The organism is Agromyces ramosus (genome assembly GCF_030817175.1).
Taxonomy (GTDB): Bacteria; Actinomycetota; Actinomycetes; order Actinomycetales; family Microbacteriaceae; genus Agromyces; species Agromyces ramosus_A.
Window position 1 is genome coordinate 2542460 of sequence record NZ_JAUSYY010000001.1, and the last position, 19002, is coordinate 2561461.

The following is a 19002-nucleotide window of genomic DNA, read 5'->3' on the forward strand; positions in this document are numbered from 1 at the left end:
CGAGCGGCGAGCGGCGAACGGACGCGGCATCCGCCCGGCGTTATCGTTCCGTGACCTCACCGAGTTGACAGGTCGAACGTCGATGTGGCTAACATGAAACTCGCCATGTGAACGGTCACATCGAAGCGTCACATTGCACGAAGACCGAAGCCTGCGACCTGAAACGCCCAGACGAAGGAGTCCACACCGTGAGTGTCACGCCCGCCGATGAGCACCTGAGCACCGAACGCGGTGCAGCGAACGAGGTCGGCGAGCGGTACGTCATCGGTGTCGACTACGGCACCGAGCACGACGGCGCCGAGGCGGTGACCGCATGAGCAGCTACGGGCCCCAGGTCGAGGTGGCGATCGCGCGAGTGCGGGCAGACGTCGCGAAGCTGCATGCCGAGCTCACCCGGTACGGCCTCGTCGTCTGGACCGGCGGCAACGTCTCGGGCCGCGTTCCGGGCGCCGACTTGTTCGTGATCAAGCCTTCGGGCGTCTCGTACGACGAGTTGGCACCCGAGAACATGATCCTCTGCGACCTCGACGGCAACGTCATCGAGGGCACGCCGGGCAGCGACCGGTCGCCGTCGAGCGACACGGCGGCGCACGCCTACGTCTACCGGCACATGCCCGAGGTCGGCGGGGTCGTGCACACCCACTCGACGTACGCGACCGCCTGGGCCGCCCGCGCCGAGGAGATCCCCTGCGTCATCACGGCGATGGCCGATGAGTTCGGCGGGCCGATCCCGGTCGGGCCGTTCGCGATCATCGGCGACGACTCGATCGGCCGCGGCATCGTCGAGACGCTCAACGGCCACCGCAGTCGCGCGGTGCTCATGCAGAACCACGGACCGTTCACGATCGGCTCGAACGCGAAGGATGCCGTGAAGGCCGCGGTCATGGTCGAGGATGTCGCGCGCACCGTGCACCTCGCCCGCGAGGCCGGCGCGCTCATCCCCATCCCGCAGGAGTCGATCGACCGGCTCTACGACCGCTACCAGAACGTCTACGGGCAGGCGAGCGACGCGCGCCGGCCCGAGTCGGCGGAGCAGGCCGAGCCGGCGGAGCAGGCCGAGCCGGCCGAGCAGTCGGACCACCCCGAGCAAGCCGAGCAGAAGGAAGTCAGCGCACGATGAGCCGCACCCCTCTCCTCACGGCGAAGGTGGCCGAGCTGCTCGTCATCGACGAGCAGACCACCCTCCCAGACTTCCAGCGCGAAGTGCGCTGGAACCAGGCCTACTACCGCCTCGCGCAGGGCCTGTAACACCCACAACTCAACACGCTTGCGACCTCCGCATTACCCGAGCGGATGCCGCGGGGGAGCCGGCTTTCATGGACGAAGCCTGCTCCGACTGTCACCAAGACAACGACGTCCAAGACGGACACACACAGTGAAAGGACACACCGTGAAGAACACGAAGAAGGTGCTTCTCGCAACGCTCGCGGCCGGTTCGATGCTCGCGCTCAGCGCGTGCGCGGGCGGCGCCGGCGGCGGAGGCGGCGAAGGCGGCGGCGACGGCGGCCTCATCGGCGTCGCGATGCCCACCAAGAGCTCGGAGCGCTGGATCCAGGACGGCGACGCCGTCAAGGAGCAGCTCGAGGAGCAGGGCTTCACCGTCGACCTGCAGTACGCGGAAGACGACATCCCCACGCAGGTCTCGCAGATCGAGAACATGATCACGAAGGGCGCCGAGGCGCTCATCATCGCGTCGATCGACGGCACCACGCTCACGAGCGTGCTGCAGGACGCCGCTGACGCGGACATCCCCGTCATCGCGTACGACCGACTCATCCGCGACACTGAGAACGTCGACTACTACGCGTCGTTCGACAACTTCGTCGTCGGACAGCAGCAGGCGTGGTCGGTGCTCAACGGCCTCGGCCTCGCCGAGCTCGACGGCACGCCGATCGAGGGCGCGCCCGCCGGTCCGTTCAACATCGAGCTCTTCGCCGGCTCGCTCGACGACAACAACGCGTTCTTCTTCTTCGACGGGGCGATGGACGTGCTCCAGCCGCTGATCGACGATGGAACGCTCGTCGTGAAGTCGGGCCAGACCGACATCGAGCAGGTCGCGACGCTCCGTTGGGACGGCGAGACCGCACAGAGCCGCATGGAGGACATCCTCACGGCCGACTACTCCGACGGCTCGACCGTCAACGCCGTGCTGTCGCCCTACGACGGCATCTCGCGAGGCATCATCTCGGCCCTCACCGACGCCGGCTACTCGGTCGGCGAAGGCTGGCCGGTCATCTCCGGCCAGGACGCCGAGCTCGACTCGGTCAAGGCGATCAACTCGGGTGAGCAGTACGCCACCATCTTCAAGGACACCCGCGAGCTCGCGGTCGTGGCCGTGGACATGGCGACCGCCCTGCTGAAGGGTGAGGAGCCCGAGGTGAACAACACCGAGGACTACGACAACGGCGTGAAGACCGTTCCCTCGTTCCTCCTCGACCCGGTCATCGTCGTCAAGGACAACATCACCGAGGTCCTCGTCGACAGCGGCTACTGGACCGAAGAGGAAATCAACGGCTAGTCACCACCGGTACACGCCGGCCGGATGACGGTCCACCCCCGCGTGTCGGGGCCTGAGCGGGAGTACTCTCGCCTCAGGTCCCGACCGCGGCGGCATCCGTCATCCGGCCGGCCCCACCCGGCAATGAAGCAGGAGCAAGGATGACCACCAACATTCTCGAGATGCGCGGCATCACGAAGACGTTCCCCGGCGTCAAGGCGCTCGCGAACGTCACCCTGTCGGTCGAGCGCGGCGAGGTGCACGCCATCTGCGGCGAGAACGGCGCCGGCAAGTCGACCCTCATGAAGGTGCTGTCGGGCGTCTACCCGCACGGCACCTACGACGGCGACATCGTCTTCGAGAACGAGACGGTGGAATTCCGCGACCTCACCGACAGTGAGGCCAAGGGCATCGTCATCATCCATCAGGAGCTCGCCCTCAGCCCGTACCTCTCGATCGCCGAGAACATCTTCCTCAACAACGAGCGCAAGGGCCGCGGCGGCCTCATCGACTGGAACCAGACCAACTTCGAGGCATCCAAGCTCCTCGCCCGGGTCGGCCTGCGCGAGAACCCGACGACGAAGATCATGGACATCGGCGTCGGCAAGCAGCAGCTCGTGGAGATCGCGAAGGCGCTCTCGAAAGAGGTGAAGCTCCTCATCCTCGACGAGCCGACGGCCGCCCTCAACGACGAGGACTCCGATCACCTGCTCGACCTGATCCTGCACCTGAAGGGGCAGGGCATCACGTCGATCATCATCAGCCACAAGCTGAACGAGATCAAGAAGGTCGCCGACTCGGTCACGGTCATCCGCGACGGCAAGACGATCGAGACGATCGCGAAGCAGGATGTCACGGAAGACCGCATCATCAAGGACATGGTCGGTCGGGATCTCGAGCACCGCTATCCCGACCACACGCCGCACATCGGCGAGGAGCTGCTCCGCGTCGAGGACTGGACGGCGCACCATCCCCAAGACACCACCCGCGTCATGGTCGACAACGTCAACCTGCACGTGCGCGCCGGGGAGATCGTCGGCATCGCGGGCCTGATGGGCGCCGGCCGCACCGAGTTCGCGATGAGCCTCTTCGGCCAGAGCTACGGCTCGAAGATCACCGGCAAGGTGTACCTGCGCGGCAAGGAGATCAAGACCCGCACGGTCGCCGAGGCGATCGAGCACGGCATCGCGTATGCGACCGAAGACCGCAAGACCTACGGCCTCAACCTCATCGAGGACATCAAGCGCAACATCTCGATGGCCTCACTGAAGAAGCTCGAAAAGTACGGACTCGTGCACGACAACGAGGAGTACAAGGTCGCCAACGAGTACCGCAAGTCGATGAACATCAAGGCGCCGAGCGTGCTCGTGAAGACCGGCAAGCTCTCGGGTGGCAACCAGCAGAAGGTGGTGCTGTCGAAGTGGATCTACTCCGACCCCGACGTGCTCATCCTCGACGAGCCCACCCGCGGCATCGACGTCGGCGCGAAGTACGAGATCTACTCGATCATCAATCGCCTCGCCGCCGAGGGCAAGGGGATCATCGTGATCTCGTCGGAGCTGCCCGAGCTCCTCGGCATCTCAGATCGCGTCTACGCGCTCTCCGAGGGCCGCATCACCGGTGAACTCCCGGTCGCCGATGCCACACCCGAGGCGATGCTCAAGCTCATGACCATGGAAAAGCCCCGCTAGCGCGCGGACGACCAGGAGACATCATGTCGAACCCAACCCCCACCCAGGCACCCCCGACCGGCGACTCGCAGGCTGTCGGCGGCACCATCAACCCCGTCGAGAACAAGTTCACCGAGCGACTGAGCCACGTGCTCGCCGACCTCGGCAAGAACGGCATCTTCATCGCGCTCATCGCGGTGGTCGTGCTGTTCTCGTTCCTCACCAACGGCATCCTCCTGCGGCCGCAGAACATCTCGAACCTCGTGGTGCAGAACGGCTACATCCTCGTGCTTGCGATCGGCATGGTGATGGTCATCATCGCCGGCCACATCGACCTGTCGGTCGGGTCGGTGGCGGCCTTCGTCGGCGCGTGTTCCGGCGTGTTCGCCGTGCAATGGGGGCTGCCATGGTGGCTCTCGGTGATCCTCTCGCTCGGCATCGGAGCCCTCGTCGGCGTCTGGCAGGGCTTCTGGATCGCCTACGTCGGCATACCCGCGTTCATCGTGACCTTGGCGGGCATGCTCATCTTCCGAGGGCTCGCGCTCGTCGTGCTCGGCAACGCGAACATCGGCTCGTTCCCGGTCGAGTACCGCGCCCTCGGCAACGGCTTCGTCACCGATGTGTTCGGCGAGTTCGAGATCGATCCGCTCACCATGGGCGTCGGTCTGATCGCGATCATCGCCCTTATCGTGCAGCAGGTGCGCACCCGCCGTGGCCGCCAGAAGTACGGCCAAGACGTCGAGCCCATGCTGTGGTTCATCACGAAGCTCGTGCTGATCTCGGCCGCGATCGGCTTCTTCGCCTACTCGCTCGCCTCCTACAAGGGCATCCCGATCACGCTGATCATCCTCGCGGTGCTCGTGCTGGTCTACGGCATCGTCATGAACCGCACGGTGTTCGGCCGCCACATCTACGCGATCGGCGGCAACCGCCACGCGGCCGAGCTCTCGGGCATCAAGACGCGCCGGGTCGACTTCTGGCTGTTCGTCAACATGGGCACCCTCGCCGCGCTCGCGGGCCTCATCTTCACCGCGCGACTCAACCTCGCCGGGCCCAAGGCGGGTGACGGCTTCGAGCTCGAGGCGATCTCGGCGGCGTTCATCGGAGGTGCGGCCGTGCAGGGCGGCGTCGGCACCATCGGCGGCGCGATCATCGGTGGTCTCATCATCGGTGTGCTCAACAACGGCATGTCGATCCTCGGCATCGGCATCGAGTGGCAGCAGGCCGTGAAGGGCCTCGTGCTGCTCCTCGCGGTGGCGTTCGACGTCTACAACAAGCGTCGCTCCGGCGGCAGCTGAGACGGATCGACCGAGGGGGCGGATGCTGCGGCATCCGCCCCTTTGTCGTGCCGGGGGCGGAGGCTGCGGCATCCGCCCCATTCGCTGTGTCCGGATGATGCGACATCCGCCGCAGTGTGGGCTCGCCCGCCAGAGGTACGAGCACAACGTGAGGAACTTCTGGCGTGCTCGCGGCGTGCCGCGGTGGGGCGGCGGCGTGTCGCGCGGTTCTTCCTGCAGTTGATCCGAGGCTGGACGGATGCCTCGGGCAGCGGGATCAGCCCGGGGTTGAACGAGCGCCTCGTTAGCGCTAACATCTTGCTTCGTTAGCGCTAACGAAACGCCATGACGAAGGAGTGCCCGTGTCGGACCAGCAGCGGTATGTGACCGGCACCGAGCTCGACGAGTTCGCCGACTTCGTCAAGGGCAACGAGGATGGGCACGAGGCCGCCGAGCTGATGGACCGCTGGTTCGAGCCATTCGAACGGGCGGCGTCGGCGTGAGCGGCCCGGCCTCCGAGGTTGCGCCCGAGGTCGATGCGGCGATCGCGCGAGTGCGGGCAGACGTCGCGAAGCTGCACGGCGAACTGACCCGCAACGGCCTCGTCGTCTGGACCGGCGGCAACGTCTCGGGCCGCGTTCCGGGCGCCGACTTGTTCGTGATCAAGCCTTCGGGCGTCTCGTACGACGAGTTGGCACCCGAGAACATGATCCTCTGCGACCTCGACGGCAACGTCATCGAGGGCACGCCGGGCAGCGACCGGTCGCCGTCGAGCGACACGGCGGCGCACGCCTACGTCTACCGGCACATGCCCGAGGTCGGCGGGGTCGTGCACACCCACTCGACGTACGCGACCGCCTGGGCCGCCCGCGCCGAGGAGATCCCCTGCGTCATCACGGCGATGGCCGATGAGTTCGGCGGGCCGATCCCGGTCGGGCCGTTCGCGATCATCGGCGACGACTCGATCGGCCGCGGCATCGTCGAGACGCTCAACGGCCACCGCAGTCGCGCGGTGCTCATGCAGAACCACGGACCGTTCACGATCGGCTCGAACGCGAAGGATGCCGTGAAGGCCGCGGTCATGGTCGAGGATGTCGCGCGCCACCGTGCACCTCGCCCGCGAGGCCGGCCCGCTCGTGCCGATCCCGCAGGAGTCGATCGACCGGCTCTACGACCGCTACCAGAACGTCTATGGACAGAGTGGAGATGCACGCCGATGAGCGAGACCGCAGAGACGACGGATGCCGCCCGCACCGCGATCCTCGAGGGGCGCACGTCGCTTGGGATCGAGTTCGGATCCACGCGCATCAAGGCCTGCCTCGTCGGGCCCGACCCGAGCGAGGTGCTCGCCGTCGGCAGCCACGAGTGGGAGAACCGCTTCGAGGACCGCGTCTGGACCTACTCGCTCGAGGACGTCTGGTCGGGTCTTCAGGCGGCGTACGCCGACCTCATGGCCGACGTGCGACGCCGCTACGACGTGCAGCCGCAGACGTTCGGTGCCATCGGCGTCTCGGCGATGATGCACGGCTACCTCGCGTTCGACGCCGGCGACGAGCTGCTCGTGCCATTCCGCACATGGCGGAACACGTCGACGGGCCCGGCCGCAGCCGAGCTGAGCGAGCAGTTCGGCGTGAACATCCCGCTCCGGTGGTCGATCGCCCACCTGCACCAGGCCGTGCTCGACGAGGAGCCGCACGTTCTGCAGATCGCCTTCCTCACGACCCTCGCCGGCTACGTGCACTGGCGCCTCACGGGCCGAAAGGTGCTCGGCGTCGGCGACGCGTCGGGCATGTTCCCGATCGACTCGACGACGGGCGACTACGACGCGCGGCTCATCGGCATCTTCGACGACCTCGTCGCAGATCGCGCGCCCCGACTGAATCTCGCCGAACTCCTGCCCGAGGTGCTGCCCGCGGGCCGCGACGCCGGGCACCTCACCGCCGAGGGCGCCGCGCTCCTCGACCCGTCAGGTGTGCTGCGGCAGGGCGCACCATTGTGCCCGCCCGAGGGCGACGCAGGCACCGGCATGGTCGCCACGAACTCGGTCGCCCCGCGCACCGGCAACGTCAGCGCCGGCACGAGCATCTTCGCGATGGTCGTCCTCGAGCGGCCGCTCTCGCACGCCCATCACGAACTCGACCTCGTCACCACTCCGGCGGGTGATCCCGTGGCGATGGTGCACTGCAACAACGGCGCGAGCGAGCTCGCCGCGTGGGCGGGCGTGTTCCGGCGGTTCGCCGCCGCGGCCGGCGCCGAACTCGACGGCGATGCCGTGTTCGAGCTGCTCTTCCGCGAGGCGCTCGAGGGCGAACCCGATGCCGGTGGCATCCTCGCCTACAACCACCTCGCGGGCGAGCCGATCGCCGGGCTCGCCGAGGGGCGTCCGATGGTCGTCCGCACGCCCGACAGCCGGCTCACGCTCGCCAACCTCATGCGCGCCCAGCTCTACGGTGTGTACGGCACGCTCGCGCTCGGGATGCGGGTGCTCGACGGCGAAGGCGTCGAACTCGATCGGATGTTCGCACACGGCGGCATCTTCCGCACCGCCGGAGTGGCCCAGCGGCTGCTCGCCGGCGCGCTCGACGCGCCGGTCGCGGTCGGCGAGACGGCATCCGAGGGCGGCGCGTGGGGCATCGCGGTGCTCGCGTCGTACCTCTCCGCCGCCGACGCGCTCGGCCTGGGCGGATACCTGAACGACCGCGTCTTCGCGGACGCCGGCTTCGACACCGTCGAGCCCGATCCCGACGACGTCGCCGGATTCGCCGCCTACCTCGACCGCTACCGGGCGGGCCTCGCGGCCGAGGCCGCCGCCGTCGACGCACTCTGACCGGCCGCCACCAGCTCGCACCGAAACCTCGCACCAGAAGGACACCAACATGACCCGCACCCCGCTCACCACGTCGCTCAACGGCTACGAGGTCTGGTTCCTCACCGGGAGCCAGCACCTCTACGGCGAAGAGACCCTGCGCCAAGTCGCCGCCCAGTCGCAGGCGATCGCGGCACAGCTCGGCGAGGCATCCGATGTGCCCGTTCGCATCGTGTGGAAGCCCGTGCTGACCGACTCCGACGCCATCCGCCGCATCGCCCTCGAGGCGAACGCGGCCGACCACGTCATCGGCCTCATCGCGTGGATGCACACCTTCAGCCCCGCCAAGATGTGGATCGCCGGCCTCGACGCGCTGCAGAAGCCGCTCCTGCACCTGCACACGCAGGCGAACGTCGAGCTGCCGTGGGGCGACATCGACTTCGACTTCATGAACCTGAACCAGGCCGCGCACGGCGACCGTGAGTTCGGCTACATCCAGACCCGCCTCGGCGTTCCCCGCAAGACCGTCGTCGGTCACGCGAGCGACCCGCGCGTCACGGCCGAGGTCGGCACGTGGCAGCGCGCCGCGGCCGGGCTTGCGGCATCCCGGAGCCTGAAGCTCGCCCGCTTCGGCGACAACATGCGCTTCGTCGCGGTCACCGAGGGCGACAAGACCGAGGCCGAGCTGCGCTTCGGCGTGCAGGTGAACACGTGGGGCGTCAACGAGCTGGCCGACGCCGTGCACGCGGCATCCGACGCGGACATCGACCTGCTCGTGGCCGAGTACGAGGAGACCTACGACGTCGTCGCCGAGCTGCGGAAAGGCGGCGAGCGGCACGACAGCCTCCGCTACGGCGCCGCGATCGAGCTGGGCCTGCGCTCGTTCCTCGAGGAGGGCGGCTTCGGTGCCTTCACGACGAGCTTCGAAGACCTCGGCGCGCTGCGTCAGCTGCCGGGCCTCGCCGTGCAGCGCCTGATGGCCGAGGGCTACGGCTTCGGCGCCGAGGGCGACTGGAAGACCGCCGTGCTCGTGCGCGTCGCGAACGTCATGGGGGCCGGCCTGCCCGGCGGCGCCTCGCTCATGGAGGACTACACCTACGACCTCACGCCCGGCGACGAGCTCATCCTCGGCGCGCACATGCTCGAGGTCTCGCCGTCGCTCACGACCGCGAAGCCGACCCTCGAGGTGCACCCGCTCGGCATCGGCGGCAAGGAAGACCCCGTCCGCCTCGTCTTCACCGCCGACCCGGGCCCCGCCGTCGTCGTCGCGCTCAGCGACATGCGCGACCGGTTCCGCCTCACGGCGAACGTGGTCGAGAACGTCGCGCCGCGGCATCCGCTGCCGAACCTGCCAGTCGGACGCGCCGTGTGGAAGCCCGCTCCCGACTTCGCCACGAGTGCCGCTGCGTGGCTCACCGCGGGCGCCGCCCACCACACCGTCATGTCGACCGCCGTCGGCGTCGACGTGTTCCGCGACTTCGCCGACATGTCGAAGACCGAGCTGCTCGTCATCGACGAGCAGACCACCCTCCCCGACTTCCAGCGCGAAGTGCGCTGGAACCAGGCCTACTACCGCCTCGCGCAGGGGCTCTGAGCGAGGCCGCATGAGCGCGACGGATGCCCCGGGCGGGCCAAACGAGTCCGCCCAGGCGTCGGGCGCGCCGCCGCAGCCGCAGCACGCCGACGAGGCGACGGACGCGACGGAGGGGGCAGGCGGGACGGCCGTGCCCCTCGAGGCTCCCGATGTCGGGGAGCCCGCCGGCGTCCCCACCATGTTCGACGTCGCCCGCCGGGCCGGCGTCTCGCACCAGACCGTGTCGCGCGTGCTCAACGACCTCACCGGCGTGGCCGCGTCAACGAGGCTGCGCGTGGAGCAGGCGATCGCCGAGCTCAACTACACGCCATCGCCGACCGCCCGGGCGATGGCCCGGCGTCGTTCGGGCTCGATCGGACTCATCCAGGCGGGGCGCCCCGACTACGGGCCGTCGAACGCCGCCCTCGGCTTCAACGAGGCGGCGCACTCGGCCGGGTACACCGTGACGCAGGCGAGCATGCGCTCGCTGGACTCCGACGTGCTGCGCCAGGCCGTGCACCGCCTCGCGCTCCAGCGCGTCGAGGCGATCGTGCTCATCTCGGGCGAGCGCGAGGGTGTCGGCGTCCTGGCGGGCATCGATGCGGGCGTGCCGCTCGTGGTCGTCGCGTCGGAGCCGGCTCCGGGCCTGCACCGCGTGTCGATCGATCAGTACGCGGGCGCGCGCCTCGCGACCGAGCACCTCCTCGCGCTCGGGCACCGCGAGATCCGCCATGTCACCGGGCCGGACGACTCGATGGATGCCGCGGAGCGCCGCCGCGGCTGGGCCGATGCGATGCGCGCCCACGGTCTCGACGCGCCGGCGCCGATCATGGGGGACTGGCTCGCCGCGTCGGGCGACTCCGCCGGACGCGCGATCCTCGCCGGCGACGGTGCCGCGACGGCGGTGTTCGTCGCGAACGACCAGATGTCGCTGGGATTCCTGCACGCCTGCCATGACCGCGGCGTGCGCGTGCCCGACGACCTCAGCGTCATCGGCTTCGACGACATCCCCGAGGCCGCCTACTTCACGCCGCCGCTCACGACCATGCGTCAGGACTTCGACTCCCTCGGTCGCGACATCATGGCCACCGTCCTCGATGTGCTGCGCGATGAGCCGGATGCCCCCGACCGCACGTCGCGGGTCCCCGACGTGGTCGTGAGGGCGAGCACGGCGGCGCCGCGACGCTGAGGTCATTCGGCCCCCGGATCCGCTCAGAATCTCACCCTCGACCCGTGCGAACCGATGCGCATGCTCTACCAGGGCGTAGCCCACACGGCAGAAGGGGCATCGAGTCAGCACAACTCGATGCCCCGTGGCTGCGGTCTGGCTCGACACGGTGTACTCGACCGTGAAGTCACTGTCGGCAGACGGGCGCATGGTTCTCTTTGCAGTCGCCATTGAGGGAGGGGGGCGGACGAGGAACGGCAGGCCGCGAGAATGTTACCGGACACATTGCCGGAAAACCAAGGATCTGAGACGAAGTGCCCGTCTGTCGAATGTGCTGGCGAGACTTCGCGACTCTGTGCTACGGTCTGGCGTTACCGGTAACAAACGCATGATCGCCGGATTCGCCGCCACCGAAGTCGTAGGCCCGAGGAGCTGTCAATGTCGACGCACGCTGCCACACCGCAACGTGCGTTCTCGACCCGTGAGGCACTCCTCATCGACCGATGCAGTCCAGTCGGCCTGCATCCCCACGCTGTTCCCGCCGACATGGCGGGACGACGCACGGCTCCCCCCGGAGTCGCGCGCGGCAAGGACGCCGGCCCCGGTCGCGCTCCGAGCCTGAAAGCGAACGTGTCAGCATCCTGGCTGCACGCCGATTCGGTTCGGCCGACGCCGTCCGAGGAACTGGAGAAATCATGATCAGCAAAGGTGCTGCGGCGCGCTGCGCCGCGGGCGTGCTCGGCGGGCTCATGCTCGTCGGAGTCGGAACGGCGGCGTTCGCCGCCTATCCCGACCCCGAAGGCAGCTCGGGCGTCGATGTGCGGGTCGACATCGCCGAGGTGCAGAACGGTGCCCTGAGCCTGACGGTGGAGAACACCGAGACGGCACTGACCGAGACCGGCTCGACGGCGGAATACCGCCAGTTCACCGGCGCCCTGCCGAACGTCACCGTCACCGACACGCGCACCGAGGTGCCCTCGGGCGTCTTCTGGTACGTGACGGGCCAGGCGAGCGACTTCGTGGGTGCGGCAGGTCAGCCGTCGATCACCCCCGATCACCTCGGCTGGTCGCCCGCGCTCGTGACCACGGGCAACGGCGAGGTCGCCGCGGGCGACGAGGTGAAGACGTCGCTCGATGCGGCGCCGAACAACGTCGGCCTGACCGGCGAGGAACTGCTTGCCCTCTCGCTCGACTCCGCGAGCTCGACCGCGGCTTCCGGCCAGTGGACGGCCGGCGCGACCCTCGTGCTGAAGACGCCGGTCGACGTCGCTCCGGGTGGCTATGCGTCGCTGCTGACGCTGTCGCTGTTCGAAGACGCGCTCTGACCCGGCTCCACCGGCGGTCGGGTCGGCGCGACATCGCCGACCCGACCCCACCTGCACCGACCGCACCCCTTCGACCAGGACTTGCCGTGAACAGAACTCGTCTCCGCACCGCGCTCGCCGCACTCGCGACCCTCGCCGGTGTCGCCGCACTCACGGTGACCGCGACCCCCGCTGGGGCCGATGAGGCCGCGGCGGTGTCGTGGTCGGTCACGCCGGCCGATGCATCCGGGCCCGACGGCCGAGTGGCCATCGAGCATTCGCTCGACGCGGGTGCGACGATCGACGATCATTTCGCGGTGCGCAACCTCGGCACCGAGGCGGTCTCGTTCCGGGTCGCGGCCGCCGACGGCTTCTACACCCGCAACGGGCGCTTCGACATGCTGCCGTCGGATCAGGAGTCGGTGGACGCCGGCACCTGGATCGCCCTGCCCGAGAGTGTCACGGTGGAACCCGGCGGCACCGTCGTCGTTCCCTTCACGATCTCGGTTCCCGAGAACGTGGAGCCCGGCGATCACGCCGCCGGCATCGCCGCCTCGGTGCTGTCGCTCAAACAGGGCGAGGGCGCAGAGGTCGGTGTGGAGAGCCGCGTGGGATTCCGTGTGATGACCCGCGTCACGGGCGAGCTCGCCCCGGCGTTCTCGGCTCAGAACGTGCGCGCCGACTACCGCACCTCGTGGAATCCGTTCGAACCCGGCCGCATCGATGTCTCGTTCGACGTGGTCAACGAGGGCAACACGCGTCTCGAGGTGGGCGGGGTGCTCGCTCTCGCCGGGCAGCAGGTTCCGTTCCCTGATGAGAGCGCGGGCGGGCAGGAGATCCTGCCGGAGGAGCGTCACACTCTCTCGCTCGTCGTCGACCAGGTGTGGCCGCTGTTCGCCTTCCCGGGCGAGATCGCACTCGCACCATCCGTCACCACTGCCGACGGCCAGTCGACCGAGGTCGTGCCTGCGGCCACACCACTGTTCATCTGGGCGATTCCGTGGCCGCAACTGCTGGTGCTCGCCGGACTCACCCTCATCGCCATGGCACTGCTCTGGCGCCGCAACCGCTCGACCCGTCGCATCGAAGAACTGGTCAGGCAGGCCCGCGAAGCAGGTCGTCGCGACGCGGTTCCCGAGCGCGCGGCATGAACTGAACGGTCTTTTCTCGCTGACGCATCAAAGGAGAACGCGTGTTCCAAACGAAGTTCGCACTCAGGTCGGTTTCACTCGCCACCGCGGCGCTGCTGGCCAGCGTCGGCCTCTTCGCGACGACGAGCGTCGCGCAGGCCGCCGACGAGTGGAACCCCGAGTCGTCGTATACGACGACGGACAACGGCGACGGTACCTACTCGGTTCCGCAGCTGAACGCCGACGTGCCCGATGTGAGCGTCGACCGCGTGCCTGCGTCGGAGAACGACGAGGGCCGCGACATCTACTACATGATCAGCACCACGATGCAGCTGAGCCCCGGCGCTCCGATCATGAAGTCGTACGACCTCGTGAACTGGGAGATTGTGAACTACGCGTTCGACCGGCTCAGCATCAGCGACGCGTACTCGTTGCGCAACGGATCGAACTCCTACGGGCAAGGCCAGTGGGCGTCCTCCTTGCGGTACCACGACGGTACCTTCTACGTGCTCGTCAACTCCCTGAACCTCGGTGGCGCCTACATCTACCGCACCGACGACATCGAGAACGGCGCATGGACGAGGACGGCGCTCGGCCGGAGCCTTCACGATCCGTCGCTGTTCTTTGACGACGCCAACGGTGGAACCCCATACATCATCTACGGCGGCGTCAGTGCGGTGCGGCTGAACCCGACCCTGACCGCGATCGAGCAGGACTATCCGAACTTCATCCAGCGCAGCGACTACGCGAGCCAACCATATGTCGGCAGCAGCGGGCTCTTCGAGGGCGCCCAGGCGTTCTACATCGACGGGTACTACTACGTCGTGATGATCACCTGGCCGAGCAGCGGTCGCCAGGTCGCCATGTTCCGGTCGACCGAGCTGCTGGGCCGCCTCGCCGGTTCCCCGACGCCCTATGAGTCTCGCGGCGTCCTGAACTCGAACGGATTCGCGCAGGGCAGCCTGGTGCCGATCGCCGACGACGACGGTACGGACGACTGGCATGGCTTCTTCTTCCGCGACACGTTCCCGATCGGTCGTATTCCGGCGTTGATCCCGGCGACCTGGAGCGACGGATGGCCCACGTTCGGCAACAACGGCGCGGTGCCGGTCAACGGAGTCTTCGAGAAGCCGATCGAGCTCACGCCGGAGCAGGAGCGCTTCGAGCGGCTCAAGAGCATCGTCGGCTCGGACGAGTTCGACAACGATGCGCCGCATCGGTCGTACCAAGACGAACAGTGGACGATCCCCACGCCCCCGGTGCTCGACCAGTCGCTGATCGGCGTCGAACTGTTCGGCAATCCTGGTGCCGAGTCCGGAACCACCGGCGGATGGATGGTCAACGACACCGCGACCCTCTCGACGACGACCGATGCGCGCACCGGCTCGTCGGCCATCGCGGTCACCGGGCGGACCACCACCGGATCAGGGCCGGCGCAGAGCGTCACCGGCAAGGTGCAGCACGGCGTCACGTATGACGTCTCCGCGTGGGTCAAGTACGAGAACCCTGCCAGCCCTGCGACCAAGCAGTTCTACATCACCGCTCGCTACGGCGGCAGCAGCACGACCTACACCAACCTGTCTTCCGCGACCACATTGACGCGTGGGAGCTGGGGCAAGGTGTCGGGAACCTTCACGATCCCGGCGTCGCAGGCTCTTTCCGACGTGCGCATCTTCATCGAGACGCCGTGGACGAGTACGCCGTCGTCCGCGCCCGACACTCACCTGATGGACTTCAAGGTCGACGATGCGTCGCTGATCGGGCGCCCGGTCACCACGGAGGTCGCTCATCCCGACGAAGTCGCCCCGAACGGGTCGAACCTCGACCTCGTCTGGGAGTGGAATCACGCGCCCGACAACCGCTACTGGTCGCTCACCGATCGGGACGGGTGGTTGCGCATGACGACCGGCAAGGTCGTGACCGGGGCGTACTCGCACCGCAACGCGGGCGGTGAACTCACCTGGCTCGAGGAGGCGCGCAACACGCTGTCGCAACGCACTTTCGGACCGCGGCAGTCGGTTGAGACCAAGCTCGACATCTCCGGGATGAAGGACGGGGACGTTGCCGGCCTCGCTGCGTACAACCGTGATTTCTCGTACGTCGCGGTGAAGCGCGTGAACGGCACGAACACGGTGGGCGTCGTCCATCGCGGGCAGCCCTTCGCCTCGTCCATCGACCAGGCGGCGATCGAGAGCTTCCTGCCGGGCCGGACGGCCGCACTCGACAACGCCTCGGAGGTCCACCTCAAGGCGGATCTGGACTTCGCCCGGACTCCGGGCCAGCTCTTCACGACCTTCTCCTACAGTCTCGACGGGATCGAATGGACCACGTTCGGCGACGCCGTCGGGCCGCTCCGGCTCGACGGAGGGCTGACGCACTTCATGGGACACCGGGTCGGACTGTTCAACTACGCGACACAGCAGGCCGGCGGCCACGTCGACTTCGACCGCTTCCTGCTGAGCGACACGCTGACATCGCAGAACCAGCCACTCGACGAGGGCGAGCTGGACGCCGCGATCGCACACGCCGAGGCACTCGATTCCAATGACTACCCCGTCGAGGAATGGGCGGCGATGCTCGATGCGCTCGCCGAAGCACGAACGGTCGCGGCCGCAGCAGTCGGAACGCAGAACCAGATCGACGCCCCCGAGCGCGCGCTGAGCTACCACCTGGCCCGCCTCGGAACGCTGAAGGCGCCCTCGCCGTCTCTCGATGTCGAGCTGACAGCCGGCACCCGTTGCGTGGCCGGAAAGGCGGTCATCACGGTGCACGCGACCAACGCGGAGGAGGTGCCGATCTCGATCGCCTTCGAGACGCCGTACGGCAGCAAGTCCTTCGCGTCGATCGCCCCCGGCAAGAACGCGGTGCATGCGTTCACGACCCGCCTGCCGAGCGTGCCCGCGGGAGCGGCATCCGCTCAGTTCTCGGCGACCATCGACGGGGAATCCGTCTCGATGGAGAGCGAGGCCGGGTACCCGGCCCGCGCGTGCAATTGATCTGGGCGGTCGGACCCGGTGGCCCCGGGTCCGTGCCGCTCGGAACCCGGTCCCGAGGCTGACCTCGGGACCGGGGCTCCAACGTCCCACGACACATCAATCAAGGAGGATTCGTGGAACTGCAACAGGAACGGCGCAGACGCGTGCCGAGGCGGACCATGGCCGGTCTCGCCCTGGCGGCGTTGATGACCGCATCATTCGCTGCGACGACGACATCGTACGCCGCCGATGAAGAGCTCGTGCTGAACGGCGGCTTCGAGAACGGCACGACCAACTGGATCGTGAACAACGGCAACGGGGCGGACGGCGGAACTCTCGCCACGACGACCGATGCGTACTCAGGTACGAGCGCGGGCATCGTGACCGGTCGCACCACGACCGGATCGGGTCCCATGCAGGACCTGACGGGCAAGGTGACCGCAGGGCAGACCTACGCGCTCAAGGGCAGGATCAAGTATGAGAACGCGAACGGGCCCGCGACGAAACAGTTCTTCGCCACCATGCACTACGGCGGGAGCACGTACACGAACCTGGTGAGCGTCACGGCGACGAAGGGGGAGTGGGCGTACTTCAACGGCACGTTCACCATCCCGGCCGGGCAGAGCGTGGCAACCGCCCGGCTCTTCTTCGAGACGCCGTGGACCCAGACTCCGTCGACGGCGCCCGACACGCACCTGATGGACTTCAAGCTCGACGACGTCTCGGTGATCGGCGCGCCGCCGCCTCCGCCGCCATCGAAGACCATCGAGGTCGCGGGCAAGCTCCCCGGCGAGCACAACCCCCTGATCGGCCACAAGTTCGGCGCCGACGGATTCGGGTTCGTCGACAACGGTCGCGTGTACATGTACATGACGAATGACACGCAGGGATACGCGCCGAATCCGACCACCGGTGTCTCGCCGTCGATCAACTACGGCAACATCAACCAGATCACCCTGATCTCCACGACGGACATGGTGAACTGGGTGGACCACGGTGAGATTCAGGTCGCCGGGCCGAACGGCGTCGCACCGTTCACGAACAACTCGTGGGCGCCCGGGATGGCAAAGCAGGTCGTCAACGGCGAGGAGAAGTACTTCCTCTACTATGCCAACGGCGGCGGCTCGAGCAACGTGATCACCGGTGAGAGCCCGACCGGCCCGTGGTCCAGCGAGCGCACGAGCACGCTGATCAACGGCAGCACTCCTGGCGCGCAGGGTGTCTCCTGGCTCTTCGACCCGGCGCCACTTGTGGACGACGACGGCGAGGAGTACCTCTTCTTCGGCGGCGGGCCCGCATCGACGAGCATGCCGGCAGCGGAGCGCTTCAACAACCCGAAGAACATCCGCGTCATCGAGCTCGGCGATGACATGATCTCGACGGAGGGCACGGCCGCGGTTGTGGACGCACCGGTGGCCTTCGAAGCCGCACAGGTGTTCAAGCGCGGCGACAAGTACTACCTCTCCTACTCGTCGCACTTCGGCGGCACGGACTTCGGCGGCAGTCAGACGCCGCTGCCCGGATACCCGGGCGGTGGCCAGATCGGCTACATGATGTCGGAGGATCCGATGTCGTGGCCGAAGGAGGCGTACGCCGGTGTCATGTTCCCGAACCAGTCGCAGTTCTTCGGAGCCGGCACTGGCGGCAACAACCACCAGTCGGTGTTCGAGTACGAGGGCAAGTACTACTTCACGTATCACGCCCCCACCCTGAACAAGCGCATCAACGGCAACACCACGCAGGGGTATCGCAGCCCGCATATCCAGGAACTGACCTTCAAGGAGGACGGCACCGTGAACCAGGTCGTCGGCACCTACGCGGGTGTCGATCAGGTGCGGGACTTCGATCCCTACCGCGTGTTCGAGGGCGAAACCCTCGGCTGGACGAAGGGCGTCGCGACGGCCAAGATCGATGGCGGATCCGCCGAGTTCGGCGCCTCGGCCCCGAACCTCGTGGTGAAGGACATCGACGCCGGGGACTGGACGGGCCTGTCGTCGGTGGCGTTCGGCGAGAACGGCGCAGCAACGGTCACGGCCAAGGTCAAGCCCATTCAGGCCGGCGGCGCGATCCAGGTGCGCCTGGACTCCGCCGACGGGCCCGTGGTGGGCACGATCGACGTCGACGGTGCAACCGGTGCGTGGGCGGAGGTGACCGCCGACCTCGAGGGGGCGACGGGCACGCACGACGTCTACTTCACGTACAGCGGTGCCACTGGCGACTTGTTCGAGCTCGACACCTTGGCGTTCACCGAGGGCGAGGCGGCTCCGTCGCTCGACGTCGCGGTGACGGCCGGCACCCGTTGCGTCGCCGGCAAGGCGGTCGTGACGGTGCAGGCGACGAACCACGAGGACGTGCCGGTCTCGCTCGTCATCGAGTCGTCGTTCGGCACCAAGTCGTTCGCATCGCTCGCTCCGGGCAAGAGCGTGGCCCACGCGTTCACGACGCGTCTGACGAGCGTGCCGGCGGGCGTGGCATCCATCGATGCCGCGGCGACCATCGAGGACGAGCTGGTGACGGCGTCGCACGACGCGCCGTACAACGCACGGTCCTGCGGCTGAACGCGGGTGGTGGGGTCGCCACCGGCGGTCCCACCACCCTCGAT

At 67.9% G+C, this 19002-nt stretch carries 14 protein-coding genes and 1 pseudogene; all 15 read left to right on the top strand.

Annotation, left to right across the window (positions count from 1 at the left end; all coding sequences use genetic code 11):
- Nucleotides 1–188 precede the first annotated feature (188 nt).
- The gene (locus tag QFZ26_RS11915; protein ID WP_307042350.1) at nucleotides 189–317 is read left to right on the top strand and encodes a hypothetical protein; all 129 of its coding nucleotides are present in this window, start codon (nucleotides 189–191) and stop codon (nucleotides 315–317) included.
- A complete protein-coding gene (locus QFZ26_RS11920) occupies nucleotides 314–1120 on the top strand; it encodes an L-ribulose-5-phosphate 4-epimerase (RefSeq protein WP_307042352.1) in 807 nt (268 codons plus the stop codon). Before QFZ26_RS11915 ends, QFZ26_RS11920 begins: the two co-directional genes overlap by 4 nt.
- Nucleotides 1117–1248 (top strand): hypothetical protein, encoded by a 132-nt coding sequence (locus QFZ26_RS11925; RefSeq protein ID WP_307042354.1) that lies wholly within the window; start codon nucleotides 1117–1119, stop codon nucleotides 1246–1248. The genes QFZ26_RS11920 and QFZ26_RS11925 overlap by 4 nt, the downstream gene beginning before the upstream one ends.
- Before the next feature lie 190 nt (nucleotides 1249–1438).
- Entirely contained in the window at nucleotides 1439–2518 is a 1080-nt protein-coding gene (chvE, locus tag QFZ26_RS11930) for a multiple monosaccharide ABC transporter substrate-binding protein (RefSeq protein WP_307045064.1), read from the top strand.
- A 140-nt stretch (nucleotides 2519–2658) separates the two neighbouring features.
- Nucleotides 2659–4188, top strand: coding sequence for a multiple monosaccharide ABC transporter ATP-binding protein (mmsA, locus tag QFZ26_RS11935; RefSeq protein ID WP_307042356.1), 1530 nt, complete (start codon nucleotides 2659–2661; stop codon nucleotides 4186–4188).
- Between the two features lie 23 nt (nucleotides 4189–4211).
- On the top strand, nucleotides 4212–5465 hold the full coding sequence (gene mmsB / locus QFZ26_RS11940) for a multiple monosaccharide ABC transporter permease (protein ID WP_307042358.1): 1254 nt from the start codon (nucleotides 4212–4214) through the stop codon (nucleotides 5463–5465).
- A gap of 341 nt (nucleotides 5466–5806) precedes the next feature.
- Entirely contained in the window at nucleotides 5807–5947 is a 141-nt protein-coding gene (locus QFZ26_RS11945) for a hypothetical protein (RefSeq protein ID WP_307042360.1), read from the top strand.
- Nucleotides 5944–6664, top strand: a pseudogene (locus QFZ26_RS11950) (L-ribulose-5-phosphate 4-epimerase). The gene QFZ26_RS11945 and the pseudogene QFZ26_RS11950 overlap by 4 nt, the downstream one beginning before the upstream one ends.
- Nucleotides 6661–8271, top strand: coding sequence for a xylulokinase (locus QFZ26_RS11955; RefSeq protein WP_307042362.1), 1611 nt, complete (start codon nucleotides 6661–6663; stop codon nucleotides 8269–8271). Before QFZ26_RS11950 ends, QFZ26_RS11955 begins: the two are co-directional and overlap by 4 nt.
- A gap of 49 nt (nucleotides 8272–8320) precedes the next feature.
- Nucleotides 8321–9844, top strand: coding sequence for an L-arabinose isomerase (gene araA, locus QFZ26_RS11960; RefSeq protein WP_307042364.1), 1524 nt, complete (start codon nucleotides 8321–8323; stop codon nucleotides 9842–9844).
- Between the two features lie 10 nt (nucleotides 9845–9854).
- Nucleotides 9855–11012, top strand: a complete 1158-nt coding sequence (locus QFZ26_RS11965; RefSeq protein ID WP_307042366.1) for a LacI family DNA-binding transcriptional regulator — start codon at nucleotides 9855–9857, stop codon at nucleotides 11010–11012.
- A gap of 674 nt (nucleotides 11013–11686) precedes the next feature.
- On the top strand, nucleotides 11687–12316 hold the full coding sequence (locus QFZ26_RS11970; protein WP_307042368.1) for a hypothetical protein: 630 nt from the start codon (nucleotides 11687–11689) through the stop codon (nucleotides 12314–12316).
- A gap of 86 nt (nucleotides 12317–12402) precedes the next feature.
- The gene (locus QFZ26_RS11975; protein ID WP_307042370.1) at nucleotides 12403–13446 is read left to right on the top strand and encodes a hypothetical protein; all 1044 of its coding nucleotides are present in this window, start codon (nucleotides 12403–12405) and stop codon (nucleotides 13444–13446) included.
- A 41-nt stretch (nucleotides 13447–13487) separates the two neighbouring features.
- Nucleotides 13488–16421, top strand: coding sequence for a carbohydrate binding domain-containing protein (locus QFZ26_RS11980; RefSeq protein WP_307042372.1), 2934 nt, complete (start codon nucleotides 13488–13490; stop codon nucleotides 16419–16421).
- 185 nt (nucleotides 16422–16606) lie between these two features.
- Nucleotides 16607–18958: a family 43 glycosylhydrolase gene (locus tag QFZ26_RS11985; protein WP_307042373.1), complete on the top strand. Its 2352-nt coding sequence runs from the start codon at nucleotides 16607–16609 to the stop codon at nucleotides 18956–18958.
- Nucleotides 18959–19002: the final 44 nt, after the last annotated feature.